The organism is Ruegeria sp. A4, from assembly GCF_056543025.1.
Genome location: NZ_JBQGAW010000001.1, coordinates 562,140 through 587,484, shown reverse-complemented (window position 1 = coordinate 587,484; position 25,345 = coordinate 562,140). Strand labels below are relative to the sequence as shown.

Below are 25,345 nucleotides of genomic sequence, written 5' to 3'. Positions count from 1 at the left end.
GGGAGGAGAAAGATGAAGAAGTCATTCAAATGGCTGGCCGCCGCCACGGCGTTGACCGCCTCGGTAAGCATAGGTTGGGCTCAGACGCAGGGCGTGACGGATGATGAGATTGTCATCGGGTCCGTCAACGACCTGAGCGGCATCTTTGCCGCGGTAGGTGTCCCGGCGACCAAAGGTGCGAATGTGGTATTCGACCGGGTGAACGAAGCCGGTGGCATACACGGGCGCAAAATCCGCTATGTGGTCGAGGACAACGGATACCAGATGCCGCGTGCAATGCAGGGCTACAACAAACTGCTGAACCGCGACAAGGTGTTCGCCATGCTGCAATCGCTTGGCACGCCGATGAACATGGCCGGGTTCAAGCTGTTGGATCCCAAGGGCATTCCCAACGTGGCACCTCTGACCGCTGCGCGTCAGATGTTGCAGGAACCGATGCGGAACAAGTTCACGTCTTTCTCGACCTACTATGATCAGGCGCGTGTCGGTGTGAAATATCTGGCCGGCGAATTTGGATCAAAAACGGTCTGCACCATGTATCTGCCGACAGATTTCGGCGAGGAAATTCTTGAAGGCAGCAAGGCCGGCGCCGAAGAAGCCGGGATCGCTTTTGGATCTGAAACGACCCACAAGCCGGATGAGACGGATTTTGTCGGGTCGCTCAGCAAGCTCAAGGAAGAAGGCTGCGATATCGTCACCATGGCGCTTGGGGTGCGGCAGGCGATCACCGTAGTGGGCACCGCCAAGAAGATGGGCCTGACGGACATGAAGTTCCTCGGCACTTCGGCCAGTTTCCTGACTGTCGTGGCGCAGGTTCCCGGTGGGGTGACTGACGGGTTCTATGCAGCAGCCTCGTGGCAGGATCTTTGGGCGCGTGCGGACCAACCTGCTCCGGCGGCGTTTATCGAAGAGTACAAGGCCGCGACCGGCGAAGATCCGGTTGGATTTGCCATGTTGGGCTATTCCGCTGCCGAAATGATGGTCAAGGCGCTTGAGGCCGCGGGCCCTGACCTGACGCATGACAGCTTTATCGAAGCGATGGAAACACTGGATTATCAGGACGATCTGGTCGGCAACCACATTACCTATGGCCCTGACGACCATCAGGGCGCGGATACGGTTTTCGTCAATGTCGTTGAAAACGGCGCGTGGAAACTGGTTTACGAAGAATAAGATTTCCCGCAAAACAATGCAAAAGGGCTCGCAATTGCGAGCCCTTTCTTTGTTGGGTGTCCCCGGCGAATTAACGCTTGGAGAACTGGAACGAACGGCGGGCTTTGCGCTTACCGAATTTCTTACGTTCCACAACGCGGCTGTCGCGGGTCAGGAAGCCAGCAGCTTTCAGAGCACCACGCAGGTTCGGATCGTACAGTTGCAGCGCCTTCGAGATGCCGTGCTTGACCGCACCGGCCTGACCGGTCAGGCCACCGCCTTTGACAGTGGCGACAACGTCGAACTCGCCTTCGACACCAGCAACCTGAAACGGCTGGCGCAGGATCAGTTGCAGAACGGGGCGTGCAAAATAGACATCCTGATCCTTCCCGTTCACGGTGACCTTGCCGGAACCCGGCTTGATCCAAACGCGGGCAACAGCGTCTTTACGCTTGCCGGTGGCATAGGAACGGCCCAGTTCGTCACGTACGGGTTCACGCACGATGACTTCTTCGGCCACGGTTTCAACGCCTGCGACGGCGCTCAGCTCTTCGAGAGTATTGATCTGATCAGCCATCGGTCATTAGCTCCGGGTGTTTTTCTTGTTCATGGATTTGACGTCCAGAACTTCGGGCGCTTGCGCCTCGTGGGGATGCTCGGCACCGGCATAAACGCGCAGGTTGGTCATCTGCTTGCGCGCCAGGCGGTTGCCCGGCAGCATGCGCTTGACCGCCTGGGTCACGACGCGCTCGGGGTGTGCACCTTCCAGGATCTGCTGTTTGGTGCGCGACTTGATGCCGCCCGGGTGGCCAGTGTGCCAGTAGAAGTTTTCTTCGCGCTTCTTGCCGGTCATCTGGATCTTGTCAGCGTTGATCACGATGACGTTGTCGCCCATGTCCATGTTCGGGGTGAACGACGCTTTGTGCTTGCCACGCAGGCGCATGGCGACGATCGAGGCGAGACGGCCCAGAACAACGCCCTCGGCGTCGATCAGGATCCATTTCTTGTCGATGTCTGCAGGTGTTGCAGAAAAGGTTTTCATGGCAGGATAGTCCTGTTTGATGTGAAAGACCGCCCCAAGCGAGGCGGCCCGAATTCGATGGATTCGTATCTAGACACGCATGACCGCCACGTCAAGCGACCAAACGCCATTTAAAATGTTTTAAAACAATGGCTTGTTAAATAGGTATTATTTTACCCCACAATTTCAGCACGAAAATCGCTTCAATTTCGACACTCTGATACACTCGGTTGGAATTGATCATGCCCAACCACGGAGGATCACATGCAGGATTTGACGCGCAAGATTGAAAACTATGGCGCGGCCTGGCAGGAAAAGTCCGCCGATAAACGGCTTGCGCTTCTGACCCGGTGCTTTGCGGAAAACGGTCGGTACGTGGATCCGACAGCCGATGTTTCAGGCCGTGAACAGTTGAGTGCACATATCGGCGAAGTCCTTTTGACTTCGAATGGGCGTGTCGAAATCACCAGCAGTCCTGTGTCGCACCATGATGTCATCCACTTCACGTGGCATATGGTGGCCCCCGACGGCGCAATCATGGTGGCCGGGCATGATTTCATTCGATTGGACGAGGACGGAAAAATTGCCCATCTGGCCGGATTCTTTGGCGACCCGCCGCCGCTGAGTTGAATGCTAGACGCTGATCTGTTCAGGCGGATTGTCCAGCAAAGCGCGCAACTTCAGCATTGCGTCCTCGAACCGTTCCAACGAAACGTGGCCATTCATTGCGATGCGTACGGCGTTTGGCGCGCGCCCGTCGCGCAGGGCAAACTCATCCGCTGATCTGAGTTGAATGCCTTCCCGCTCTGCCGCGCGGCTGAACGCGGCAGACCGCCACCCCGATGGCAGGTTCAGCCAGATAAAAGGCACATCCGGTGCCCAGTTCAGATCGAACCCACCCAGCGCATTGACGGTGATCCGAACATAATCGCCCATCCGTTTGCGCACATCCTGAGCAATCTGGCGGGTACGCGGATCCGACAGCAGCAGCCGGGTCAGTTCGGCCAAGGGTTGAGCCAGGCCAAAATACCCATATTCGGCCGATCGGCGCAGATCGGCGCTGCGATCCTTTGGGGCAATGGCAAAGCCAACGCGCAAAGCCGGTGTGAGTATCTTTGAAATGGACGACACGTGCCAGCCCCGCTCGGGTGCAAGCGCGCGATAACTGGGTTCGCGCGCCTCCCCCATGCGATAGCAATCGTCCTCCACGATCTGAAGGTCGAAGCGCCGGGCGACGTCCACGACCTCTTTCCTGCGTGCCAGCGGCGTGTGGATGCCGGTGGGGTTCTGAACTTCTGGCGAGACGCAAACGGCCTGAGCATTGGTTTGCCGCAAAACATGCTCCATCGACGCCGGATCGATGCCCCATTTGTCCATCTTGACGCCAATGACTTCGGCGCGCATCAACTCTCCGGCCCGACGAAACCCGGCGTAAGAGAGGTCTTCAACCAACACGATTGGTTTGGGTCCGCGCAGGATGGTCTGGAACACCAGACACAATCCGTTCTGCCCGCCATGGGTCAAGACGATGTCATCATGGGTCAGCGGGCCCAGCGGCAAATCCGACAGCCAATCCACGACCGATTGCCTCATGGGTTGATACGCGTCCCGCGTGGGGTAATTCAGAAACAACCCGGGATCAGCTTGCGAAACCTTTTGCAGGCATTCCCGGATGAGCGCGACCTGCCCCGCATCCGGCAAACGCGGGCTGAACAGGCTGACATTGGCGTTGTGCTTATCTTCCCTCAGATGCAGTTGCCTGGCCCAGACATCATCCAGAATCGGTGATTTCGGCGGGGCCACAAATGTACCGCGCCCAACCTCGGCATGGAGCAAGCCTTCGTCCGTCAGGATCGTATAGGCACGTGCGACTGTACCAGGTGTGATTTGCAGGCGATACGCCAGTTCACGAACCGGCGGAAGCTTGGCGCCAACATCTAATTTCTTGTCACCAATGGCTTTTCTTATTGCGTCAGCAACCAATGTGTATTTCGGACCCTTGGATTTTGGCAGAGCCTCCGGCCAAATTGTATCCATTACAATTCTTCCTTTGCCTTTGACACAATTTCGAATGTATCAAATTTATGTACCAAGCAATACTGTTTTGTGTCAATACAATTTGAAAGGAATTCCGAGATGACACGCACAATGCACACCACCGCCCTTCTGCTGCTGAACGACAGCCCACGGCTGCCTCTGCTCGCGGCTCTGGCCGTGCGGTTTGCGGCGGCGGTCACTCAATGGGAACGCCGTCGCCGCAGTCGCGTCAATCTGAGCTATCTGGATGACCGTCTGCTTCAGGACGTCGGGCTGACCCGCCATCAGGCTGGCCGGGAAACAAAGCGCTTTTTCTGGCAGCCCTGACTGATTCCCAGTCCCAATTATTGGGACCTCTTCCTGGGCCGGGGCCTGTCCCCGGCCTTTTTTATCCGAAATTCGCGGCAGCTGACCCTGCTGGCGGCAGGGAATAGGTCATCGTTGCCCGTGCAACCGGAAGATCACTGCCTTCCGAATATAAAAGCACATCCCCAACGGCCAGTGTTTTTCCCAGCTTCAACAAACGACAGGCCGCAATCATATCGGCGCCGCCTTCCGGCTTGCGCAGGAAATCAAAGGAACTGTTGGTGGTAACGGCCAGTGACTGACGCCCTTTTCGTGCCAGAACCATCGCATAGACACTGACATCGGCAAGCCCGAACATCGACGGGCCGGAAACCGTGCCCCCGGGGCGCAGATGTTGATCCTGAACCACAAGGCGCATGGTGATCGTGTCTTCGGTCAAATCTTCAACGACGAAATCCTTGTGCACCTGCGGGAACACCTCTTTGAGGTATTGTGACAGTTCGTCCCGATTCATTGCCAAAGCCATACTTCCCCTCCTGCTCTTGCCGACCTAGAGTTGGCCCAACTTGGGAACGGAGGGCAAGATGGCAATTCTGGAACGTTACGACACGGGCGCGGTGGCACGGCTGACACTGAACGCCCCGGACCGGCTGAACGCATTGAGTGATGAGATGCTGGCTGCGCTGCAAGCCGAACTTGATGCGCTGCGCGACGACGGCTCGATTCGGGCCGTAGTCCTGTCAGGGGCGGGAAAGGCGTTTTGCGCCGGGCATGACCTGAAGCAGATGACGGCCGGACGCCAATCCGAAGATGGTGGCAAAGCTTACTTTCAAGATCTCTTTTCCCGTTGCGCCCGGATGATGATGTCGATCCAGTCCCTGCCGCAACCCGTTATCGCGCAAGTCCATGGCATTGCGACCGCCGCCGGATGTCAGCTGGTTGCAACCTGCGATATGGCGGTGGCCGCAGAAGGAACACGGTTTGGCGTCAACGGGGTCAATATCGGCCTGTTCTGTTCCACGCCGATGGTGGCTCTCAGCCGCAACATCCCCAGAAAGCAGGCATTGGAAATGCTGACCACCGGCGAATTCATTTCAGCAGAGCGCGCCGCCGAATTGGGGCTGGTAAATCGCGTCGTTCCAGAAGCGCTGCTGGAACAAGAAGCCAACGGGCTTGCGGAACTGGTCGCATCCAAGCTTGGCGTCGCCGTGAAGATCGGCAAAGAAGCGTTCTATCAACAGCTGCAAATGCCTTTGGACCAAGCTTATGCCTATACCGGAGACGCAATGGCGCAGAATATGTTGTACCGCGATACAGAAGAAGGCATTTCCGCCTTTATTGAAAAGCGCCCCCCGAATTGGACCCAATGACGCAATTGTTTTGAACATTTTTTGCCACTGTCTTCATTTTTGCACTTTTCAAAAGGGCAACTCTGTGGCAAAGCTGGGTCGAGGCCAAGGCCTCAAGACACTTTTGGGTCGCCGTGGGCGGAAGGTCCCTCCAGCTGGTCTCTCTCACCAGCGCTGACATTCCCGCAGCGGCGACCCCAAGACCCCTCCAGCAAATCAGTCACATACAATACGGCAGTTGCGCCTGTGTGTGCGGTGCCCTATGTGGCTGCACATGACACAAGTTTTGCATATCGTCGGCGGTGGAATGGCCGGGTCCGAAGCGGCCTGGCAAGCCGCTGAAATGGGCGTTGAAGTGATCATTCATGAAATGCGCCCCACCGTTGGCACCTTCGCACATCAGACAGGAAACCTGGCGGAAATGGTGTGTTCGAACTCGTTCCGATCGGATGATGATGAACAGAATGCCGTCGGTCTGCTGCACTGGGAAATGCGGGCAGCCAATGGGCTGATCATGACAACCGCCGACGCGCACAGGCTTCCTGCAGGGGGGGCTCTGGCCGTGGATCGCGACCCGTTTGCCGAGACGGTCACCGCAAAACTGCGCGCCCACCCACGCGTGAGCGTCACCGATCAGGAAGTCACCTCGCTGCCTGATGACGGCCATTGGATATTTGCGACCGGCCCGTTGACCTCACCCGCATTGGGAGAAGCCATCCGGGCGGAAACGGGATCGGACGCGCTGGCGTTCTTCGATGCAATCGCACCCATTGTCTATGCCGACAGCATCGACATGAGCAAAGCGTGGATGCAATCCCGGTACGACAAAGGCGAGACCGAGGAAGAACGCACAGCTTACCTGAACTGCCCGATGGACCGTGATCAATACGAGGCTTTCATCGACGCCCTTCTGGCAGCGGAAAAAACCGAGTTTCACGAAGGTGAGACCGCAGGCTATTTTGATGGCTGCCTTCCCATTGAAGTCATGGCCGAACGCGGGCGCGAGACACTGCGCCATGGTCCGATGAAGCCTGTTGGGCTGACAAACCCCCATGCACCTGACGTCAAACCCCATGCCGTGGTTCAGTTGCGGCGCGATAACGCGTTGGGCACATTGTTCAATATCGTGGGGTTTCAGACCAAGATGAAATACGGCGCCCAGACCGACGTGTTCCGCATGATCCCCGGCCTGGAAAACGCCAGCTTTGCCCGGCTGGGCGGCATCCACCGCAACACGTTCATCAACTCTCCCACCCTGCTCGATGCACAGATGCGCTTGAAATCCAAGCCCAACATCCGCTTTGCCGGCCAGATTACGGGCGTCGAAGGCTATGTTGAAAGCGCCGCTATGGGATTGCTTGCCGGTCGCATGGCCGCCGCGGAAATACTGGGGCGTGACTTGCCCGAAGTGCCGAAAGACAGTGCAATGGGTGCGTTGATCCATCACATTACGGGCGGGGCCGAAGCCAAGACGTTTCAGCCGATGAACGTAAACTTTGGCCTGTTCCGCCCCGTGGACGGCCTGAAAGGCGGGCGACGCGGCCGGAAGGACCGGTACAAGGCCTATACCGATCGTGCCAAGACAGAATGGCAAACCTGGTTGGATCAATGCTGACTGGACGCGCGGCGTGATCTCGGCCTAGCATGACGGGATGAGCGACAAGTTCCTGGACAGCACCTACAATCTCGACACGCCTGAAGACACTGAAACGCATTATCAGAACTGGGCCGCGACCTACGAAAAAGAGGTCGCGGAACAGGGATATGCAACCCCGGGACGGGTGGCCGCGGCTTTGTGGCAATTCCACCCTCACCCCCAAACGCCAATTCTGGACTTCGGCTGCGGAACGGGGCTTTCCGGTCTCGCCTTGCGGGCGGCGGGATTTGAGGTCATCGATGGCATCGACCCCACCCCCAAAATGCTGGAAGAGGCAGAGGCCAAGGGTGTTTACCGAACCCTGACCGGGTTTGACATCACCAAACCGGCCCCGCTCAGGCGCGGCGCGTATTCGGTGATCACCGCCATCGGTGTCATCGGTCAGGGCGCGGCCCCGCCCGAGACATTCGACCAGTTGATGCACACCTTGCCCAAAGGTGGGTTGCTGGCGTTTTCCTTGAACGATCATGCGCTGAAAGATCACAAATTCACCTGCCGACTGACGGATTGGGTCGACATGGGTGCCGCGCGTTTGTTATTTCGTGAACACGGGCCGCACTTGCCCGGCATCAACCTTAACTCTGACGTGTATGTTATAGAAAAAGCGTGACTTTCGTAACGCGTTTCGCGCCATCCCCGACTGGCCCGCTTCACCTTGGGCACGCGTATTCTGCGATGATCGCCAGCGACATGGCCAGATCCGAACACGGCCGGTTCTTGCTTCGCATCGAAGATATCGATCGGTCCCGCTCGCGTCCGCATTGGGAGGATCAGATCTATGATGACCTCAATTGGTTGGGGCTGACATGGCCGGAACCGGTGCTGCGTCAATCAGATCGGCTGAGTATCTATGATCGCGCGTTGGAGCGGTTGTGGATGAAAGGTCTTCTGTATCCTTGCCTGTGCAATCGCAAAGATATTGCCGCCGCCGCAAGCGCGCCCCAGGAAGGCGCGCCCTTGCTTGGTCCAGACGGAATTATCTATCCCGGTACGTGTCGAAAAATTAACCAGGGCATAGACTTAAGTCAAAACCCTCACCCAAGGGACCAGGTGTTGCGACTGGATGTTACCAAGGCCTGTCGAACAATCCACGATCCGGCCAAATTCCAATTCTTGGAACTGGGCTCCGGCCCCGGTGGCGAAACAGGAACAATTTCTTTCACCCCGGATGAGTTGGAAACCAATGTCGGCGATATCGTACTGGCCCGCCGCGACATGGGCACGTCCTACCATTTGTCCGTCGTTCTTGACGACGCGGCCCAGGGGATCACCCATGTAGTCCGAGGTCAGGATCTGTTCGAAGCCACCCGCATCCATGTGCTGCTTCAGGTGTTGTTGGATTTGCCGACGCCTGCGTATTATCATCACGATCTGATCCGCGATGACGCCGGCAAACGGCTGGCGAAACGCGACGATGCGCGTGCCATCGCGAAATACCGGGCCGATGGTGCCAGCCCGGCAGACATCCGGCATATGGTGGGGCTTTGATCTGGCTCAGTTACGCCATCGGGGCCATCAGTTCGGTCTCGGCCCCGTCCCGCACCGCAGTATAAAAGCACGTCCGGCGGTTGGTGTGACAGGCAGCACCGGTTTGACGCACCAGAACCAACAGGCAATCGCGGTCACAGTCGATGCGGAAATCCACCAGTTCCTGCACATGGCCCGAGGTTTCGCCCTTGATCCAGAAAGACTGGCGCGAGCGCGACCAATAGGTCACCCTACCCGTTTCCAGCGTCTTTTCAATGGCCTGTGCGTTCATCCATGCCATCATCAGCACTTCGCCCGACACCTCATCCTGCGCAATTGCCGGAATCAGTCCCGCCTCGTTATATTTCAGAGTTGATGGATCAAACGCGACGGGGTGAGACATGACAAAAACCTTTTGCATCCGTTGGGTTGGTCACTATGTATGAGGAACACACGACGAGGGAAAGCCATGAGCGGCGAGAACGACCTGATCAAGCTGTATTCCGGACGCATTCTGGCGTTGGCGGCGGACATCCCGCATCTGGATCGGTTGGAAAACCCGGATGCAACGGTCAAGAAACGCTCGCCTCTTTGCGGCTCTACCGTGACGGTTGATCTGAAGGTTCAGGATGGACGTGTCAGCGCCTTCGGGCAGGATGTCAAAGCCTGCGCGCTGGGACAGGCCTCGGCTTCGGTGGTTGGCGACGCGATCATTGGTGCCACGCGCGCGCAGGTCGAAGCAGCGCGCGATCAGCTTGCGGCCATGTTGAAAAAGGACGGCCCCGCCCCGGATGCGCCGTTTGACGGTCTTGAGGTCCTGATGCCGGCGCGGGACTACAAGAACCGCCACGCGTCAATTCTGCTGGTGCTGGATGCCGCCGCCGAAGCCATGGCGCAGGCCGAACAGGCAGATTGCGCCTGATCATAGCTATTTGATGTAAACCCGTTTACCTTCCGCTTAAATTTAAGGAGGGATGGGTTTTGGAAAATCTACTCGAGCATTTTGTAACTCTTTGGGTCGTGATTGACCCGATTGGAACTATTCCCGTTTTCATTGCCGTCACTGCGGGGCTAGAGGCCGCCGCGCGTCGCAAAACAGCTTTGTTGGCATCGATAATAAGCGCCGGCGTCCTTTTGTTCTTTCTCGTGTTTGGGCAATTGCTGATCGAAGCGCTGGATATTGGACTGAATTCATTTCAGGTCGCAGGCGGCATCATCCTGTTTCTGTTCGCTCTGACCATGATCTTTGGCGAAAGCAAACAAGACATAGAACAGCGTCAGGCCGAAGAGGATCAGGAAGATAAGTATCACAAGCAGAATCCCGCGATATTTCCTCTTGCTGTTCCATCTCTGGCCTCGCCCGGCGCGATGCTTGCAGTGGTGATCCTGACGGACAACCATAGATACAGTGCAGCCGATCAGGGGATTACCGCATTGGTCATGCTGTCGGTTTTGGTAGTTGCCTTCGTTCTCATGCTTCTGGCCGAACCGATCATCCGCCTGATTGGCCATTCAGGAGCAGCGATCATCAGCCGTATCATGGGGATGATCCTAGCCTCGGTCGCGGTCAATTCGGTCCTGTCCGCATTGCTTGAGATTTTCAAAACCGGCCAGTTGTAAAAAAACCGCCGCACCTTCCGGGCGAAAGGGCGGCGGCAGGCATTGCGTGTCTCGCGTGGGGTCCGGAGTACCGCACGGGGCCGAGGCAAGGCCCCTCAAGGGGTTTGGGACAGGCAGGTCACCCTTGACTGAAATGGGGATGACAGCGCGGTTTTTTTCGGCACGAGATCGCAGGCAGAAAGGTTTAGAAGCCAACCGGCAGGTGCAAGGCGACCATCAGGATCACGACCAGAGACATCACGCCCACGGCATCCTGTAGGATCGTCGATTGTGAGCGGCTGAATACGGTCTTGATCTGGGTCAGCATAGGGTCACCTCCGGTCAGAGCTTTAATCCTTTGTTGACCTTTTGTTCTCATATTTACCCGAGTCGGTAAAGAACTTTTTAAGAACATTTGTGAACTTTCTGGAACTTTTGGCCTAACCCACTGAAATCAAACGGATCGCCTGATCCTGCTTCATCAGCCACAAAAGTACGCGTGCCGCGCGCCCCCGGTCCGAGGTCAGCTTGGGATCCGCATTCAGCAATGCCCGGGCATCGGATTGGGCCACGGCCATCAAGCCGGCCTGACGCTCGAGATCCGCAATGCGGAACTTTGGCAGACCGGACTGCGCAGTTCCGATCAGATCCCCGGCGCCGCGCATCTCCAGATCGGTTTCCGAAATACGGAACCCGTCTTCGGTTTCACGCAGAACCTCCAGCCTTTTGCGCCCCCCCTCGCTGAGCGGCGGCTGATACATCAACAAACACGTCGATTCCGCATCACCCCGGCCCACGCGGCCGCGCAATTGATGCAGTTGGGCCAGACCAAAGATTTCGGCCCGTTCGATGACCATGATCGTGGCATTGGGCACATTGACCCCCACTTCTATGACGGTCGTGGCCACAAGAACCTTGGTGTCCCCGTTCTGGAATGCGGACATTGCCGCGTCTTTTTCCGACGGCGGCATTTGCCCGTGAACCAGCCCGACCACACCTTCGCCCAATATGGCACGCAAGCGTTTGAACCGTTCTTCAGCAGCCGTCAGGTCTGAAACCTCGGATTCATCGACCAAGGGGCAGACCCAATAGCATTGCCGCCCCTCATCAATCGCCCGGCGCAGATGCGACACGACCTCGTCCATGCGCTGCGTACTGACAATCGCTGTCTTGATCGGTTTGCGCCCCGGCGGCTTTTCGTCCAGCACCGACACATCCATATCGCCATATTGCGCCAGCGCCAGACTTCGTGGAATCGGGGTCGCGGTCATCACCAAGACATCCGCGCCCTGCCCTTTTTCCGACAACTCCATCCTCTGGCGCACGCCAAACCGGTGCTGTTCATCAACTATGGCCAAGCGCAGCGCTTTGAATTCAACATCACTCTGAAACGCGGCATGGGTGCCGACCAGAATTTGGATATTGCCTTTTTTCAAAGCCTCAAGCTTGGCGCGCCGCTCTGCGCCCTTGTCACGCCCGGTGAGCAATTCCAGCACCACTCCGGCCTCTTCCGCTAGCGGTCGCAACCCTTCCAGGTGCTGGCGGGCGAGTATCTCGGTCGGGGCCATCATCACGCCCTGCCCTTTGGCCTCGACTGCAATCAGAAGGGCCATGAAGGCCACCAATGTCTTGCCGGCCCCCACATCACCCTGCAACAATCGGTTCATGCGGGAATCCGATGCCATATCGGCCGCGATTTCCTCGATCGCGCGGCTTTGTGCGCTGGTCGGACGATAAGGAAGGCTGGCCAACACCCTGGACTGCAACGCGCCTGTCCCTACGCTGACGACACCACGGGATTTCCGCTCTCGCTGACGCGCCAGAGCCAGCGTCATCTGATGGGCGAACAGCTCGTCATAGGCCAGGCGCTGACGCGCGGGCGCAAATGGTGAGACATCATCAGCCCCCTGAGGATTGTGACCGGCACGAATTGCCGAGATCCAATCCGGCCAGTTTTGCTGTGCCATCTGCGCCGGGTCGATCCATTCCGCCAGCTTTGGCGCCCGCGCCAATGCGCTGCGGGTGGCCTTGAAGGCCGTTTTTTGAGTCAGCCCCTGTGTCAGATGATATACCGGTTCGAATTCCGGAATTTCACTGGCTTGCTCGACCGGCAAAATATGATCCGGATGCACCATCTGAGCCATGCCGTCGAACAGCTCCAGCTTGCCCGATATCACACGGCGCGCGCCCTGAGGCAGTACTTTCTTCAGATAGTCCCCGCGCGCGTGAAAGAAAACCAGCTGAAAATCGGCCTGGCTGTCTTCGACATGCACGCGGTATGCGCCACCCTTGTTTCGAGGCGGCCTGTGTGGGCCGACCGTCACTTCAACCGTCAACGTCGCAGGCAGATCGACGCCCTGAATCGTCTCTCGCCGACGTCGGTCGACGACGGCATAAGGTAGGCCGAACAGAACGTCGCGTGGGCTCTCAACGCCGGCCTGTTCCAGAACTTGCGCGGTCTTGGGGCCGACGCCCTCGAGTGTTTCAAGCCCCGCAAACAGCGGGAACAGCTGTTCCGGCCTCCCGCTCATGCGCCTTCGATCAGCTGCAACCAGCCATCCTCATCCAGGGTTTCGATACCCAGCTCTGCCGCTTTCCTGGCTTTCGAACCCGCACCGGGCCCCGCGACCAGAATGTCGGTTTTCTTGCTGACGGAACCAGAAACCTTCGCGCCCAACGCCTCGGCCCGTGCCTTTGCCTCGGCTCGGGTCATCTTTTCCAGAGTACCGGTGAACACAACCGTCTTGCCAGCCACCGGGCTGTCAGAGGCGGGCGCATCAGGTGTGACGATTGTCAGTTCCTTGCGCAACGTATCGAACGCGCGCCTCTCTTCCACGTTCGAAAACGCATCGGACAGGGACAGACCCAGCGTTGCGCCGATCCCGTCTATTCCGATCAATTCAGCCCAGGCGGCATTGGCATCCGGCGGAACGCGCGCCGCGGTTATGGCCGCATCCCGCACTTCCTTGACACGTGCCCGACGACCTTCTGCCAGCGCGGCCGCCCGTTCGGCATCCTCGGCCTCATCCGCTTGCCGCTGCGCCAAAGCCGCAGGGCGGGCGGTGTCCAGGGCCTGCGTCATGGTCTCCCAATCGCGGTAAAACAGCGCCAGATCGCGCGCTCCGACCTCGCCGACATGTCGAATGCCCAAAGCGAACAACAGGCGCGCAAATGGAATAGTCCGCTTTTCGTCGATCGCGGCAAACAGATTTCTGGCCGAGGTTTCCCCCCACCCATCCCGGTTTTTCAGCCGTGCCAGATTGGCCCTGTCACGCTGTTCCAATGTAAAGATATCCGCCGGAGTCTTTATCGGAAGGATCGGATCATCATAGAACATCTCGATCTGTTTCGCGCCAAGGCCTTCTATGTCAAACGCCTTGCGTGAGACGAAATGTTTCAGTTTTTCAACGGCCTGCGCGGGGCAAATCAAGCCACCGGTGCAGCGGCGGACCGCATCGCCTTCTTCACGGATCGCCTCGCTTTGACATTCCGGACAGCGCGTCGGAAAGGTAAAGGGCTGCGAACCGGCCGGGCGCTTGGACAGATCAACATCTGACAGTTTCGGAATCACATCCCCGGCGCGGTATACCTGAACCCAGTCACCGACACGTATATCCTTGCCATCGCGGATCGTGCCGCCCTTGGCATCGCGCCCCGCGATATAGTCTTCGTTGTGCAATGTGGCGTTGGACACAACAACACCACCCACAGTCACTGGATGCAACCGGGCAACCGGGCTAAGCGCGCCTGTACGACCGACCTGAATGTCGATCGCCTCCAGCCTCGTCCAGGCCAGTTCGGCCGGGAACTTGTGAGCAATCGCCCATCGCGGCGTAGTTGAGCGGAACCCCAAACGCGCCTGAAGCGACAGATCATTCACCTTGTAGACGACCCCGTCGATGTCATAGCCCAAGGTGGAACGTTGCGCTTCGATATCCCGGTAATGCTCCAGCATCTCTGGCGTCGTTTTGCACAGGCGGGTCAGGGGGTTCGTCGAAAATCCAAGTGATTTCAACCGCTCGATCGCCCCCATCTGCGAGTCGGACAATGGCTCTGAAACCTCTCCCCAAGCATAAGCAAAGAAACGCAACGGGCGCGAGCGCGTGATTTCCGGATCCAGTTGCCGCAAAGACCCCGCCGCCGCGTTTCTTGGATTGGCAAAGGGTTTTCCGCCGCGCTCTGCCTGCCGCGCGTTCAACGCCTCGAAATCCGCGTGAGACATGTAAACCTCACCCCTGACTTCCAGAACCTCTGGCGCGTTTTTCAGGTGCCGCGGAATATCAGATACCGTGCGGGCATTGGCCGTTACGTTTTCACCGACTTCACCATCTCCGCGCGTGGCAGCCTGAACAAGCTGTCCGTTTTCATACCGCAATGACAGCGACAGGCCATCAATCTTGGGTTCGGCGGTGTAGGCCAGACTTTCACCAGACCCAAGGCCCAGGTATTTCCGGATCGACCTGTCGAAATCGGCCACGTCGTCATCATCGAAAGCGTTGCCCAGCGACATCATGCGCACGGCGTGCGTGACCTTCGAAAAACCATCAGCAGGCTTTGCACCCACTTGATCCGTCGGGCTGTCGGGACGTTTGAGATGAGGGAAGCGCGCCTCTATCTCGGCATTGCGCCGTTTGAGAGCGTCATAGTCGGCATCCGACATGTCAGGCGCATCAGCCGTGTGATACAGCGTGTTTGCTTTCGACAATAGTTCGGCCAGACGTGCAAGCTCGGCACGCGCCTCATCTTCCGTCAGCTCGGATATGGAAATTAAGTTGCTCATGGCCTCGCCCTGTCACGCGTACTTGGACCTCAGTGATAGGGCGAGGCCATGGCCAGGTCCAGACGTGCTGAGCCGTGAGTGCAATGTGCCGCCCTGGACCACCGGCGGCACGGGTGGTTCAATTCAAAGCCCGACCGCCATCCGTGTTTCGTCCAGCGTGTTGCTTTGCGGATCTCGCAGCACATAGCCACGGCCCCAGACGGTTTCGATATAGTTCTCTCCGCCGGTCGCATTGCTGAGCTTTTTGCGCAGTTTGCAGATGAACACATCGATGATTTTCAGTTCAGGTTCATCCATGCCGCCATACAGGTGGTTCAGAAACATTTCCTTGGTCAGAGTCGTTCCCTTGCGCAGGCTGAGCAGCTCGAGCATCTGGTATTCCTTGCCGGTCAAATGAACCGTCTTGCCATCCACTTCCACGGTTTTTGCATCAAGGTTCACCGCAATCCGCCCTGTATGAATGATCGATTGCGAATGCCCTTTGGAACGGCGGATGATGGCATGGATGCGTGCCACCAGTTCTTCGCGATGGAAGGGCTTGGTCAGATAATCATCGGCGCCAAAGCCGAATCCCTTGATCTTGCTTTCGGTATCATCAGCACCGGACAAAATCAGAATCGGCGTTTCCACCCTGGCGATCCGCAACTGGCGCAGAACCTCATGCCCGTTCATGTCCGGCAGGTTCAAATCCAGCAAGATCAGGTCGTAGTCATAGAGTTTCGCCAGATCGATTCCTTCTTCGCCAAGATCCGTCGCATAGACGTTAAGGTTCGCATGCGTCAGCATTAGCTCGATGCTTTTGGACGTGGTCGGATCATCCTCGACTAGAAGTATGCGCATTTTTCACTGCTCCAATTCGGGTCAATAATTCCAATTAAAATTAAACCTGACCAAGAATGGTTAATCTGACGTTACCGTTGAATCATTTATTCACGCTCTCCTTTAGGTTGTCGATACTTTTTTAGCGCCGTCGCCTTCAATGCCTCGGCGCCGTGTTCCGCGACCAAAGAAACCCAACCGTTGAATTCTTCGTCGCTCAGGCCGTATTTCTTTTTTGCGTCAGACAGGCTGATCAGCCCGTAAAGCACGCCACGCACGACAAGAATCTTGCGTGACGCCACCCATCGCCTGGTGTTCGCCGGCGGCAAATCCGCATGCGTCAAAATGGATCCATCCGGCAGAGCAACAGACCTTGGCCCTTCAACTTTGTGCAAATACATCACTTTACCCTTCTTGCTGCACCAAAGCTGCCCTCAGCCTACTTAAAGTCGCGTGAAACCGCCCCTTGAGAGTGTGTAGAATTTTCCTATATTCTGCCGGTCTTTCTTAACCCGGACTGGAATCTGCAATGGCCCTCGATACCGAGACCCCGCTGAACTCGCTTGGCTTTGCCAAACCACCCTCGGAAACGCGGGTCGTTGTGGCGATGTCGGGGGGCGTCGACAGTTCCGTTGTCGCGGCCTATCTGGCCGATCAGGGCTATGATGTGGTCGGTGTGACTTTGCAGCTATATGACCACGGCGCGGCATTGGCCAAGAAAGGTGCCTGTTGCGCTGGAATCGATATTCATGATGCGCGACGCGTGGCGGAAGAGCGGGGATTTCCGCATTACGTTCTGGATTACGAGAACATCTTCAAGGATGCCGTGATCGACGAGTTTGCCGACAGCTATCTGGCAGGCGCGACGCCGGTTCCCTGCATCCGCTGCAACGAGCGCGTGAAATTCAAGGACCTTCTGGAAACCGCCAAGGATCTCGAAGCAGACTGCATGGCCACCGGCCATTACATTCAGCGCAAGATGGGCGCCAACGGACCGGAACTGCACAGCGCCGAAGACGCCAATCGCGATCAGTCCTATTTCCTGTTCTCGACCACGCCAGAGCAATTGAGTTTTCTGCGCTTCCCGCTGGGCCACCTGCCGTCAAAAGACGCAACCCGTGAGATGGCGGCGCAGTATGGGCTGTCGGTGGCGGACAAGCCCGACAGCCAGGATATCTGCTTCGTGCCCGACGGCAACTATGCCAGCGTCATCGAAAAACTGCGCCCCGGAGCCGCGGAACCCGGCGAGATCGTTCACGCCGATGGCCGCGTACTGGCGCAGCACAACGGCGTGATCCACTATACGATCGGGCAACGTCGCGGTCTTGGCATCGGCGGCCTTAGCGAGCCGCTTTACGTCGTCAAACTGGACGTCGACAAAAAGCAGGTCGTTGTCGGCCCGAAAGAGATGCTGGCAACGCGCGTCGTTCCGGTGCGCGAGATCAACTGGCTGGGCGATGAACCCTTTTCGTCACGCGATGAATGGCATCTGTCCGTCAAAGTCCGCTCGACCCGCCCGCCGCGCGAGGCAATCATTCGGCCGCTGTCGGACACCACGGCCGAGGTCGAACTGCTGACCCCCGAGGAAGGCATCTCGCCCGGGCAGGCCTGTGTATTTTACGCAAACGAAGGCAGCCGCGTGTTCGGCGGCGGCTGGATCTGGCGTGGGTATTAGGCTGAAACCGGTTCGACCTCGGGTTCGATCTGAATCTGCAATGCATCGTTGAACCGATTGAACGCACCGCACAAGGCGATGCGCCAGGTCAGCTCGACGATCTGGGCATCGGTGAACCATTCCCTCAGATCCGCCACTTCGGCATCCTTCATGCGGCCCGACCGGATCGTCACGGCTTCGGCATAGCGCACGACCGCCTTGTCACAGGCATCCAGTTCCGGATGATCCTCGACGTCCGGCAGACGCGCCGCCCCTTCGGGGCTCAGCCCCGCCACGGTCAGCAGCGGTGTGTGATGCGAGACGCAATAATCGCAGGAATTCAGTTTTGAAACCGTCACCATCGCCAGCTCCAACGCACGGCGCGGCAGGTTTTCCTGCTCTCGCAGGGTTGTCAGCATTCCCGTGACATGGTTCAGAACCGGAGGGCAATACGCTGCGACGCGGGCCCAGTTGTCAAATGGTCCATAGGCGCCCAATGCAGCGTGGGACGCGCGCGCGTCGGCGGTCATTTCCTGATCCGACAAAGTGGGGATGCGGGTCATGTCGAAAACTCCTTTTCTGGGTCACGATACCTTGGACCTGCGCCCCAGCAACAGACCTTGCAGGTCACATATGCGAGACGAAGCGCTCTCTTTGTCGGGTCACAACATATCGGTGGGAGAATTGAAGAGAATATAGAGCCCAACGCAGACCATTATATAGGGCGCAATCCGATCCAGCCGGGCAACGCGCGGGCCAAGGCTTTTGGCGTGGGGTGCCCCCCATGCCGCAACAACAACCAGCAAGGCGGCCGCGCCGGCGGCACCGATCAACGCCACGACCCGAAAAGACGGCGCCGAATCCGCAAGCAGAGGGGTCATTACCGCAAAACTGTCTATCGAGAGGCTCAGGAAAAGCGTCACCACCGAAGTCACCGCCCCTTTTGACTCCGCACCTTCGGCGTCCGCCTCGCGAAACTGATGCCAGATTCCGCGCAACCCAAACACCAGTGGGACAAGGCCAAGATAGCCGATCCAAAACGGAAGGCCGCTCTGGTTCAGGCCTACGGCCACGGTCATGGCCAGGGAAAGTACGATCGTCTGAGCGACGGCAAAGCCCACGATCGCACGGCGCTGTTCCATCACCAGAATCAAGCCCAACAAGACAGCCAGATTGTCCAGATTGGTAGAGATCATCGCGATCCCCGCAGAGACTGCAAACAGCGCGTGATCAAGCATTGCGTGGCTGCATTCTGTTCAAAACCGCCCGCGCCGCGCGCAAGCCGGGTGCTTCGCCCCCCCGCCCCAACCTGTCCATGGTCAGGTCCATGGCGTGCTGTTGCGCGTCGGGTGCGTCGGCTACCTTTCGCAAGGCTTCGGCGATCTTTTCAGGCTGACAATCATCCAGCAGGCATTCCGGCACGGCGCGCGTGTCCGAGACCAGATTGACCAGAGTAACGGTGTCCAGATTGACCATCCGTTCCGCCACCTTCTGCGTCAGCCAGTTGAGTTTGTACGCAATCACCATCGGCGTATTCTGCGCCGCAAGTTCCAGCGAAACCGTCCCCGAGGCCGCAAGTGCAAGATCTGCGGCGCCAAAGGCTGCACGTTTGTCGGCTGTGGCTTGCTCTGCGCCTGCATTGCGAGGGTCCAGCACCACGGGGGTGCCGCGCCATTTTCGCACCACGTCATTTACCAGATCGGTTGTCGCACCAACGGTCGGAATCACCACGCGGTAATTCGGGTGGGCATCGACGAACAACCGCAACGCGCCGCCGAAAGACTCTGCAAGGCGTTCGATCTCACCCCGCCGTGACCCGGGCAAAGCCAGCAGGATTGGCGCGTCAGCCAGATCAAAGCGGTTCCGAAAGGCCGCGATCTCGTCTGGTGTGGCAATCGGCTCGCTGGCCACAGGATGACCGACAAAGTCGCAGTCCATCCCTGCCCGCTCCATGTACGGAGGTTCAAAAGGAAGAAGCGCCAGCACATGATCGATGACCTTTGCCATCTTGTCTGCACGCCCGGGGCGCCAGGCCCAGACACTGGGGGCAACATAATGCACGGTTCGGATGTTGCTGTTGGCTTTTACGATTTTGGCGACGCGCAAGCTGAAATCCGGGCTGTCTATGGTGATCAGTACATCCGGTTTCGTGTCCAGCACCGCCTGTGCCGTCTCGGATATCCGCCGTTTCAGGTGAAAAAACTTCGGCAGCACTTCGACAAGCCCCATGACCGAGAGTTCGGACATCGGGAACCGGCTGCGCAGACCCTGCGCTTGCATCAGCTGGCCTCCCACACCGTCGAATTCAACCTCGGGCACCAGGGTTTTCAACCCCTCCATCAGCGCGCCGCCCAACCGGTCGCCCGAAGGTTCACCGGCGACCAGAAAGACACGCATCAGACCGACCGCTCGCGGATATAGAGAAACAGACCCAGACGGTTGCATTCAGCGATGACGCGCTCTTTTTCCAGAACCAGCACACCGTCTTTTTCCAAAACGATCCCGGACAAACCTGCCGCAACCGTGTCGGTAACGGTTTCCGGCCCGATGGCGGGCAAATCGGCGCGCCGATCCTGATCGGGTTTGGGACCTTTGAATAGAATGCCGCCGCCAGCGTCGGGGCGTTGGGTCAGGGATTGCAGCATCCACGCGGTGCCGAACACCCCCTCGATGGCCAGCGCCTGCCCTTTTGACACGGCACAGGCCTGCCCGGTATCCGCCGCCCCCATTGCCCGAAGAATCCCGGCGGCGCGGTCAGCGTCGGCCATGTCGGCGTCCGAGGGCTGAGCCTCGGTCAGACATCCCACAGGCGGCAACAAACCGGGCGCGATCTCATGCGCGGCCCTGAGGGTGAGGCCGGCCCCTTCAAGAATTCCGATCACGGCGCGCAAAGCTCCGTCATCCCCGGACAGGATGGCCTTTTGGATGATTGGAACCAATGGCAGCGTCGCGGCGTCGATGCGCGAGGGGTCGATTGGCGGGCGCCGAACAGCGCCGGCCAGACAGATATCGGTCACGCCCCGCGCCTTCAGGTCAGCGATGAAACTGCCCAGCTGTTCCAGAGGAAACACGACATCCGCGCTCAGGGTGTCCGGCAGAAACCCCTCCATCGCGCAGATCAGAGGACGTTCTGTCAACTGCGCAACAACTTCGGTCGGCAGCGCCCCGGTTCCCGCAATCAACGCAAGCATGACCCTATTTCCTCGGGGTCAGGAAGGATCGGTCACTGTGGCCGGTGACGAAATCCACGATCTGCTGCACATAGTGGCTTTCGTTGCCTTCACCGATCCGGCTGGCGCGATCCATAAAGGTGCCTTCGCCGTCGGACAATTCCTTGAAGGCCGCGCGCAGCGCCGAGATATCCTCACGCGATACACCCTTGCGCTTGAGACCGACGAGGTTAAGGCCATCCAGCTCACCCCTCGACGCCTGTACCAGGCCGTAAGGAATAACATCCTTGGGCACCATGGTCAGCGCGCCAATAATGGCCCCGCGTCCAACGCGCACCCATTGATGCAACCCCGAAATGCCACCGACGATCACGTCGTCTTCGACGATGCAATGCCCCGCCGCGCCGGCATGGTTCACCATGATCACACGGTTGCCGATCTGAACGTCATGGGCCACGTGAACACCCGCCATCAACAGACAGTCGTCACCGATCCGCGTGACCCCTCCGCCACCTTCCGTACCGGTATTGATTGTAACATGCTCGCGAATGCGGTTGCGTTTGCCAATCTCAAGCCGGGTGTTTTCGCCACTAAATTTCAGATCCTGAGGGATCTCACCAATCACCGAGAAATTGAACACAACGGTATCTTCGCCAATCGAGGTGTCGCCCGTCACGACCACATGCGATTTCAACTCGACCCGATCGCCCAGTTTCACCTGTGGGCCCACGTGGCAGAAGGGACCGATGATACAATCCTGTCCAATCTGCGCACCATCTTCAATAATTGCGCTGGGATGGACTCCGTTCATGTTGTTTTTTCCATATCCCAGTCGACATAGGCCGAGAATTCCGCCTCGGCGGCGACTTCGCCTTCGACTGTTGCGCGGCCGCTGAATTTGAACAGCTTTCCGCCTTTTTTTCCACGCACGGTTTCCACATGCATTTCCAGCACATCACCGGGCACAACCTTGCGGCGGAATTTGCACTTGTCGATGCTCATGAAGTAAATCAACAGTTCGGTGTCGATGACGTCCATTCCCACACCCAGCATCACACCGGCGGTCTGCGCCATTGCCTCGACAATGGTGACACCCGGCATGATCGGCGTACCGGGGAAATGCCCCTGAAAATGTGGTTCGTTCATGGTGACGTTTTTGATTCCACGCGCCGACTGATAGCCCGAGATATCTACCACCTTATCGACAAGCAAAAACGGATAGCGGTGCGGCAGAATCCTCTGGATTAGCTGAATGTCTGCGCTTTTGGTTTCAGTGCTCATGATGCAGATATCCCGTTTTGGATGTTTCTTTTTTTGCGTGGTTAGCAATACAGCACTGCAAGGGCAAGCGAACCTATTCGCCCTGATCCTCTTGCAAGTCGCTTCCATCACCAATCGCAGCGTTTATTCGGATAATTGCGGCATCGGTAATGTCTGACGTGCTTACGACGACGTTGGATCGCTCGATCATCACGCTGGCTCCAATTTCGCGCAACAGATCGACAAGCACCGGGCGCACAATCTCGGAAAAGGTCTGCTGGGCTTCTTCACTGCGACGAGACAGAACATCTAGCTTTGCCCTTTGCCCCTCACGATGGGACTGAACCTTGAGGTCAAACGCCTCGGCCAGGGGGCGGAACTCGTCGGCCGACATGGTGGCGCGCTGCTCGGTGAGTTCCTTTTCTTCGCGGCTCAGTTCCGCGACAATCCGTTGGTTTTCTTCGGCCAGTAAGGCGCTTTCCTTTTCAATTTCGCGCAAAACGCGCTGTCCAAACGCGGACTTGGCAAACAACTCTTCACTGGACAGGGTGACAACACTGGATTGTGGCATACCAAGCTGCTGAGCATTTGCCAAAGGCGCCGAAACCGTCGTCATAAAAGCGCACAGGGCCCAAAGCGGGCCCCGTGTTCTGCCAAGCAATCTGTTCAGCATCGCGGATCAGAACCGGGCCTGGATCGTGAAGTCAAAGTTCTGCTCCTTGTCGAAAGATTCTTTCTTGAGAGGCTGCGAGAAGTTGAACTGCAACGGCCCGAACGGAGTTTCCCAGAGCACCGAAATTCCGATCACGTGCCGGATCGATCCGTTTGCACCGACAATAGTTGCACCTGCCGTATTGACGTTGTCGATGTTGTAGAGGTTGCCAACATCATAGAACAAGCCACCGCGCAGACCGAGTTCCTCGGGAAGACCCAGCGGGAAGTCGGTTTCGAAACGGGCAACCCAGTAGTAGTTGCCCCCGATCGCGTCATCCTGACCGTTGGACAGGTCACGCGGTCCGATACCCGCAGGTTCGAAACCCCGGAAAGTATTGGGGCCCAGCACAAACCGGTCAACAGTACGGCTGAAATCGTTTCCGCGCCAATGCAGAGCGCCCAGTTCCATCGTTGCCCGAAGCACCACCTCTTCGTTCCAAACACGGGTTTGCGCGATGCCACGAGCCGTGGTCTTGAAGAATTTGTTGTCCCCTCCAAGTCCGGCGGCATCCACACCTACTTCAAACAGAACGCCAGTGTTGGGGTCCAGGCCGCCGAGACGGCTGTCATAAATGTAGGACAGTCCCAACGAACTGGACGTCCGTTTGCCCTGCGCAATTTCTGAAGAAATCACCGCACCGTTAACTTCGTTGCTCTGCTGCGTCATCTCGCTGCGGTCCCAGCCATAGCGGAGCCGCAGAGCCGACAACTCACCAATCGCGTAGGTCAACTGCGGTGTGAAGAAAAGACTGCTTGTATCGTAACTTGCAAACCCGGAATTGGTAGCCGACAGCCCCAGACCAAGATCAAAGCGCAGCTTGCGGCCCAGCAGATAGGGCTCGGTAAAGCTGAGTGTGTATTGTTCCGAGTCCTGTGCTGTAGATATTAAAACTCCAAGGTTCTGGCCTCGGCCCAGGAAGTTGGATTCGTTCAGACCAATTGCAATCCCGAAACCGTCCGTAACCGAGTAGCTGCCTCCAAGGCTCAGCGAGCCGGTGGGTTGTTCTTCAACGTCTACGTCCAGAATGACCTGGCTAGGCGACGATCCCTCGCGCGGTTCGACTTCGGCGACGGCAAAGAAGCCCAAGGCATTGATACGCTCCGCAGCCTGACGGATTTCGCGTGGATTGAACGGGTCACCTTCGACAGTGTCAAACTGCCGGCGGATCACTCGGTCCAGGGTGGTTGTGTTGCCTTCAATATCGATCCGCTCGACAAAGATCCGAGGACCTTTTGTCAGAACAAATTCGACATCCAAAGTCAGATCGCGGTCATTGCGCGTAACACGTGGTTCCACCCGAAGGAAATCCACGCCTTGCTTCAGGCCCAGTCGCTCTTGTCTTGTAATCGAGTTTTCAACAAGCGTCGGCGTATATGTCACGCCGGGTTTGATCTTCAGCGCGTCCTGATAAGGTGCCGGATCGACGCCCGGAATCTCACTGACGGTCGTGATTTTACCGAACGAGAATTTTTGGCCCTCGGTGACATTCATCACCAGGAAGAACGCATCCCTTTCACGGGTAAACTCGACATTGGCGCTGTTCACACGGAAGTCGACATAGCCTCGTGAAAGGTAGAAATCCCGAATGACTTGCTTGTCGAACTCGATACGATCGCCGATGAACGTGTCGTTCCGGAAGAACGTCCGCAAGAAGGTTGCCTGCTTGGTTTCCAGAACGCGGCGCAAACGACGGTCCGAAAAGGCACGGTTGCCAACAAAGCTGACACGTTCCACTTCAATGGTCGTGCCTTCTGCCACTTCAAAAACCAGATCAACTCGGTTGTCGCTACGGCGGATAATCCGAGGGATTACGGTCGCGGCAACTCGGCCTTGGGCTGAATACACTTCAGCGATCATGTCGGCGTCAGACTCGGCCAACTGTGGGGTAAAAACGCGGCGCGGCTGAGATTCTATAACGTCCAACAACACGTCGTCTTTGACACGGGCGTTACCCTCGATGCTGATCTGATTGATCGTCGGATATTCCTGAACCGTGATGACCAGCGTAGACCCCCGCGGCGTCAGCTCAACTGTTTCAAATACACCACTGTCAAGCAAACGCTGATAGGCATCATTGAGCTGGCCCGCAGTTACGGTCTGGCCAGGTTCGATTCCCGTTCGGGCGATGATCGTACCGGTTTCAATCCGGCGATTGCCCTCAACGTCAAACGAATTGATCGTGAAATTTTGCGCCAGTGCTGCATGCGGAAAAGTCATTAAGCTTGCAGCAACAAAAAGGAAAAGAACCGCTAGCGCCTGCCACAAAATATTGTTTGTTGGCATTTGCTGCCCGCAGGATGTGCCCGCCCCTCGCCTGTCAGTCATTTTATGCTCTACCCAGAATTTAAGACTTTAATGC

The 25,345-nt window shown here is 57.7% G+C and carries 28 protein-coding genes; 10 read left to right on the top strand and 18 right to left on the bottom strand.

Annotation, left to right across the window (positions count from 1 at the left end; translation table 11 throughout):
• The first annotated feature begins 12 nt into the window (after nt 1-12).
• Complete coding sequence (locus ACR0E2_RS02895) at nt 13-1,173, top strand: ABC transporter substrate-binding protein (RefSeq protein WP_480445103.1); 1,161 nt, start codon at nt 13-15, stop codon at nt 1,171-1,173.
• 70 nt (nt 1,174-1,243) lie between these two features.
• Here ACR0E2_RS02895 and rpsI read toward each other — a convergent pair whose 3' ends face one another.
• On the bottom strand, nt 1,244-1,729 hold the full coding sequence (gene rpsI / locus ACR0E2_RS02890; protein WP_152457951.1) for a 30S ribosomal protein S9: 486 nt from the start codon (nt 1,727-1,729) through the stop codon (nt 1,244-1,246).
• A gap of 6 nt (nt 1,730-1,735) precedes the next feature.
• Entirely contained in the window at nt 1,736-2,194 is a 459-nt protein-coding gene (gene rplM / locus ACR0E2_RS02885; RefSeq protein WP_170354147.1) for a 50S ribosomal protein L13, read from the bottom strand.
• A gap of 243 nt (nt 2,195-2,437) precedes the next feature.
• On the opposite strand from rplM, the gene ACR0E2_RS02880 reads away from it, so the two are divergent.
• Nucleotides 2,438-2,803, top strand: coding sequence for a nuclear transport factor 2 family protein (locus ACR0E2_RS02880; RefSeq protein WP_480445101.1), 366 nt, complete (start codon nt 2,438-2,440; stop codon nt 2,801-2,803).
• 3 nt (nt 2,804-2,806) lie between these two features.
• On the opposite strand, the gene ACR0E2_RS02875 is transcribed toward ACR0E2_RS02880, so the two are convergent.
• Entirely contained in the window at nt 2,807-4,210 is a 1,404-nt protein-coding gene (locus ACR0E2_RS02875; protein ID WP_480445099.1) for an aminotransferase-like domain-containing protein, read from the bottom strand.
• 99 nt (nt 4,211-4,309) lie between these two features.
• Between ACR0E2_RS02875 and ACR0E2_RS02870 the strand changes: the two genes are divergently transcribed.
• Entirely contained in the window at nt 4,310-4,537 is a 228-nt protein-coding gene (locus ACR0E2_RS02870; protein WP_171115969.1) for a DUF1127 domain-containing protein, read from the top strand.
• A gap of 61 nt (nt 4,538-4,598) precedes the next feature.
• On the opposite strand, the gene ACR0E2_RS02865 is transcribed toward ACR0E2_RS02870, so the two are convergent.
• The gene (locus tag ACR0E2_RS02865) at nt 4,599-5,042 is read right to left on the bottom strand and encodes a PaaI family thioesterase (RefSeq protein ID WP_171228740.1); all 444 of its coding nucleotides are present in this window, start codon (nt 5,040-5,042) and stop codon (nt 4,599-4,601) included.
• A gap of 58 nt (nt 5,043-5,100) precedes the next feature.
• Here ACR0E2_RS02865 and ACR0E2_RS02860 point away from each other — a divergent pair, with 58 nt between their 5' ends.
• The 4 genes from ACR0E2_RS02860 to gluQRS all read left to right on the top strand — a co-directional run bounded on the left by ACR0E2_RS02860 (nt 5,101) and on the right by gluQRS (nt 9,010).
• Complete coding sequence (locus ACR0E2_RS02860; protein WP_480445097.1) at nt 5,101-5,886, top strand: enoyl-CoA hydratase; 786 nt, start codon at nt 5,101-5,103, stop codon at nt 5,884-5,886.
• Nucleotides 5,887-6,139: 253 nt separating this feature from the next.
• The gene (gene trmFO, locus ACR0E2_RS02855; RefSeq protein WP_480445095.1) at nt 6,140-7,480 is read left to right on the top strand and encodes a methylenetetrahydrofolate--tRNA-(uracil(54)-C(5))-methyltransferase (FADH(2)-oxidizing) TrmFO; all 1,341 of its coding nucleotides are present in this window, start codon (nt 6,140-6,142) and stop codon (nt 7,478-7,480) included.
• A 37-nt stretch (nt 7,481-7,517) separates the two neighbouring features.
• A complete protein-coding gene (locus tag ACR0E2_RS02850) occupies nt 7,518-8,132 on the top strand; it encodes a class I SAM-dependent DNA methyltransferase (protein ID WP_480445094.1) in 615 nt (204 codons plus the stop codon).
• A 65-nt stretch (nt 8,133-8,197) separates the two neighbouring features.
• Entirely contained in the window at nt 8,198-9,010 is an 813-nt protein-coding gene (gene gluQRS / locus ACR0E2_RS02845) for a tRNA glutamyl-Q(34) synthetase GluQRS (protein ID WP_480445093.1), read from the top strand.
• 10 nt (nt 9,011-9,020) lie between these two features.
• Here the strand turns inward: gluQRS and hisI are convergent, their stop codons facing one another.
• Complete coding sequence (gene hisI / locus ACR0E2_RS02840; protein ID WP_152457941.1) at nt 9,021-9,410, bottom strand: phosphoribosyl-AMP cyclohydrolase; 390 nt, start codon at nt 9,408-9,410, stop codon at nt 9,021-9,023.
• A gap of 48 nt (nt 9,411-9,458) precedes the next feature.
• On the opposite strand from hisI, the gene ACR0E2_RS02835 reads away from it, so the two are divergent.
• Nucleotides 9,459-9,911: an iron-sulfur cluster assembly scaffold protein gene (locus ACR0E2_RS02835; protein ID WP_480445091.1), complete on the top strand. Its 453-nt coding sequence runs from the start codon at nt 9,459-9,461 to the stop codon at nt 9,909-9,911.
• A 59-nt stretch (nt 9,912-9,970) separates the two neighbouring features.
• Entirely contained in the window at nt 9,971-10,609 is a 639-nt protein-coding gene (locus ACR0E2_RS02830; protein ID WP_152457939.1) for a MarC family protein, read from the top strand.
• A 184-nt stretch (nt 10,610-10,793) separates the two neighbouring features.
• On the opposite strand, the gene ACR0E2_RS02825 is transcribed toward ACR0E2_RS02830, so the two are convergent.
• The 5 genes from ACR0E2_RS02825 to sciP all read right to left on the bottom strand — a co-directional run bounded on the left by ACR0E2_RS02825 (nt 10,794) and on the right by sciP (nt 16,588).
• Nucleotides 10,794-10,916 carry a hypothetical protein gene (locus ACR0E2_RS02825; protein ID WP_256367496.1) on the bottom strand — a complete coding sequence of 41 codons (123 nt, stop codon included), beginning with the start codon at nt 10,914-10,916 and terminating at the stop codon, nt 10,794-10,796.
• 112 nt (nt 10,917-11,028) lie between these two features.
• Nucleotides 11,029-13,119, bottom strand: a complete 2,091-nt coding sequence (gene recG / locus ACR0E2_RS02820) for an ATP-dependent DNA helicase RecG (protein ID WP_480445089.1) — start codon at nt 13,117-13,119, stop codon at nt 11,029-11,031.
• Nucleotides 13,116-15,368 (bottom strand): NAD-dependent DNA ligase LigA, encoded by a 2,253-nt coding sequence (ligA, locus tag ACR0E2_RS02815; protein ID WP_480445087.1) that lies wholly within the window; start codon nt 15,366-15,368, stop codon nt 13,116-13,118. The genes recG and ligA overlap by 4 nt, the downstream gene beginning before the upstream one ends.
• A 123-nt stretch (nt 15,369-15,491) precedes the next feature.
• Nucleotides 15,492-16,208: a response regulator transcription factor CtrA gene (gene ctrA / locus ACR0E2_RS02810; RefSeq protein ID WP_152457936.1), complete on the bottom strand. Its 717-nt coding sequence runs from the start codon at nt 16,206-16,208 to the stop codon at nt 15,492-15,494.
• Between the two features lie 86 nt (nt 16,209-16,294).
• Nucleotides 16,295-16,588 carry a CtrA inhibitor SciP gene (sciP, locus tag ACR0E2_RS02805; RefSeq protein WP_171168228.1) on the bottom strand — a complete coding sequence of 98 codons (294 nt, stop codon included), beginning with the start codon at nt 16,586-16,588 and terminating at the stop codon, nt 16,295-16,297.
• 128 nt (nt 16,589-16,716) lie between these two features.
• Between sciP and mnmA the strand changes: the two genes are divergently transcribed.
• On the top strand, nt 16,717-17,862 hold the full coding sequence (gene mnmA, locus ACR0E2_RS02800; protein ID WP_480445086.1) for a tRNA 2-thiouridine(34) synthase MnmA: 1,146 nt from the start codon (nt 16,717-16,719) through the stop codon (nt 17,860-17,862).
• Here mnmA and ACR0E2_RS02795 read toward each other — a convergent pair.
• The 8 genes from ACR0E2_RS02795 to bamA form a co-directional block, all read right to left on the bottom strand.
• Complete coding sequence (locus tag ACR0E2_RS02795) at nt 17,859-18,404, bottom strand: carboxymuconolactone decarboxylase family protein (protein WP_480445085.1); 546 nt, start codon at nt 18,402-18,404, stop codon at nt 17,859-17,861. The two genes, mnmA and ACR0E2_RS02795, sit on opposite strands and share 4 nt — an antisense overlap.
• Nucleotides 18,405-18,503: 99 nt before the next feature.
• Nucleotides 18,504-19,079, bottom strand: a complete 576-nt coding sequence (locus ACR0E2_RS02790) for a hypothetical protein (RefSeq protein ID WP_171228729.1) — start codon at nt 19,077-19,079, stop codon at nt 18,504-18,506.
• Nucleotides 19,072-20,238, bottom strand: coding sequence for a lipid-A-disaccharide synthase (gene lpxB, locus ACR0E2_RS02785; protein ID WP_480445084.1), 1,167 nt, complete (start codon nt 20,236-20,238; stop codon nt 19,072-19,074). The genes ACR0E2_RS02790 and lpxB overlap by 8 nt, the downstream gene beginning before the upstream one ends.
• Nucleotides 20,238-21,032, bottom strand: coding sequence for an LpxI family protein (locus tag ACR0E2_RS02780; protein ID WP_171204729.1), 795 nt, complete (start codon nt 21,030-21,032; stop codon nt 20,238-20,240). Before ACR0E2_RS02780 ends, lpxB begins: the two co-directional genes overlap by 1 nt.
• Nucleotides 21,033-21,036: 4 nt before the next feature.
• The gene (gene lpxA / locus ACR0E2_RS02775; RefSeq protein WP_480445082.1) at nt 21,037-21,822 is read right to left on the bottom strand and encodes an acyl-ACP--UDP-N-acetylglucosamine O-acyltransferase; all 786 of its coding nucleotides are present in this window, start codon (nt 21,820-21,822) and stop codon (nt 21,037-21,039) included.
• Nucleotides 21,819-22,292, bottom strand: coding sequence for a 3-hydroxyacyl-ACP dehydratase FabZ (gene fabZ, locus ACR0E2_RS02770; protein WP_152457928.1), 474 nt, complete (start codon nt 22,290-22,292; stop codon nt 21,819-21,821). Before fabZ ends, lpxA begins: the two co-directional genes overlap by 4 nt.
• Before the next feature lie 73 nt (nt 22,293-22,365).
• Nucleotides 22,366-22,842: an OmpH/Skp family outer membrane protein gene (locus tag ACR0E2_RS02765; RefSeq protein ID WP_253283443.1), complete on the bottom strand. Its 477-nt coding sequence runs from the start codon at nt 22,840-22,842 to the stop codon at nt 22,366-22,368.
• A gap of 108 nt (nt 22,843-22,950) precedes the next feature.
• A complete protein-coding gene (gene bamA / locus ACR0E2_RS02760; protein WP_480446171.1) occupies nt 22,951-25,269 on the bottom strand; it encodes an outer membrane protein assembly factor BamA in 2,319 nt (772 codons plus the stop codon).
• Nucleotides 25,270-25,345: the final 76 nt, after the last annotated feature.

Coding starts and splice junctions, on each gene's coding strand:
- ACR0E2_RS02895 (WP_480445103.1), top strand. CDS start 13: ATGAAGAAGTCATTCAAATGGCTGGCCGCCGCCACGGCGTTGACCGCC.
- rpsI (WP_152457951.1), bottom strand. CDS start 1,729: ATGGCTGATCAGATCAATACTCTCGAAGAGCTGAGCGCCGTCGCAGGC.
- rplM (WP_170354147.1), bottom strand. CDS start 2,194: ATGAAAACCTTTTCTGCAACACCTGCAGACATCGACAAGAAATGGATC.
- ACR0E2_RS02880 (WP_480445101.1), top strand. CDS start 2,438: ATGCAGGATTTGACGCGCAAGATTGAAAACTATGGCGCGGCCTGGCAG.
- ACR0E2_RS02875 (WP_480445099.1), bottom strand. CDS start 4,210: ATGGATACAATTTGGCCGGAGGCTCTGCCAAAATCCAAGGGTCCGAAA.
- ACR0E2_RS02870 (WP_171115969.1), top strand. CDS start 4,310: ATGACACGCACAATGCACACCACCGCCCTTCTGCTGCTGAACGACAGC.
- ACR0E2_RS02865 (WP_171228740.1), bottom strand. CDS start 5,042: ATGGCTTTGGCAATGAATCGGGACGAACTGTCACAATACCTCAAAGAG.
- ACR0E2_RS02860 (WP_480445097.1), top strand. CDS start 5,101: ATGGCAATTCTGGAACGTTACGACACGGGCGCGGTGGCACGGCTGACA.
- trmFO (WP_480445095.1), top strand. CDS start 6,140: ATGACACAAGTTTTGCATATCGTCGGCGGTGGAATGGCCGGGTCCGAA.
- ACR0E2_RS02850 (WP_480445094.1), top strand. CDS start 7,518: ATGAGCGACAAGTTCCTGGACAGCACCTACAATCTCGACACGCCTGAA.
- gluQRS (WP_480445093.1), top strand. CDS start 8,198: ATGATCGCCAGCGACATGGCCAGATCCGAACACGGCCGGTTCTTGCTT.
- hisI (WP_152457941.1), bottom strand. CDS start 9,410: ATGCAAAAGGTTTTTGTCATGTCTCACCCCGTCGCGTTTGATCCATCA.
- ACR0E2_RS02835 (WP_480445091.1), top strand. CDS start 9,459: ATGAGCGGCGAGAACGACCTGATCAAGCTGTATTCCGGACGCATTCTG.
- ACR0E2_RS02825 (WP_256367496.1), bottom strand. CDS start 10,916: ATGCTGACCCAGATCAAGACCGTATTCAGCCGCTCACAATCGACGATC.
- recG (WP_480445089.1), bottom strand. CDS start 13,119: ATGAGCGGGAGGCCGGAACAGCTGTTCCCGCTGTTTGCGGGGCTTGAA.
- ligA (WP_480445087.1), bottom strand. CDS start 15,368: ATGAGCAACTTAATTTCCATATCCGAGCTGACGGAAGATGAGGCGCGT.
- ctrA (WP_152457936.1), bottom strand. CDS start 16,208: ATGCGCATACTTCTAGTCGAGGATGATCCGACCACGTCCAAAAGCATC.
- sciP (WP_171168228.1), bottom strand. CDS start 16,588: ATGTATTTGCACAAAGTTGAAGGGCCAAGGTCTGTTGCTCTGCCGGAT.
- mnmA (WP_480445086.1), top strand. CDS start 16,717: ATGGCCCTCGATACCGAGACCCCGCTGAACTCGCTTGGCTTTGCCAAA.
- ACR0E2_RS02795 (WP_480445085.1), bottom strand. CDS start 18,404: ATGACCCGCATCCCCACTTTGTCGGATCAGGAAATGACCGCCGACGCG.
- ACR0E2_RS02790 (WP_171228729.1), bottom strand. CDS start 19,079: ATGCTTGATCACGCGCTGTTTGCAGTCTCTGCGGGGATCGCGATGATC.
- lpxB (WP_480445084.1), bottom strand. CDS start 20,238: ATGCGTGTCTTTCTGGTCGCCGGTGAACCTTCGGGCGACCGGTTGGGC.
- ACR0E2_RS02780 (WP_171204729.1), bottom strand. CDS start 21,032: ATGCTTGCGTTGATTGCGGGAACCGGGGCGCTGCCGACCGAAGTTGTT.
- lpxA (WP_480445082.1), bottom strand. CDS start 21,822: ATGAACGGAGTCCATCCCAGCGCAATTATTGAAGATGGTGCGCAGATT.
- fabZ (WP_152457928.1), bottom strand. CDS start 22,292: ATGAGCACTGAAACCAAAAGCGCAGACATTCAGCTAATCCAGAGGATT.
- ACR0E2_RS02765 (WP_253283443.1), bottom strand. CDS start 22,842: ATGCCACAATCCAGTGTTGTCACCCTGTCCAGTGAAGAGTTGTTTGCC.
- bamA (WP_480446171.1), bottom strand. CDS start 25,269: ATGCCAACAAACAATATTTTGTGGCAGGCGCTAGCGGTTCTTTTCCTT.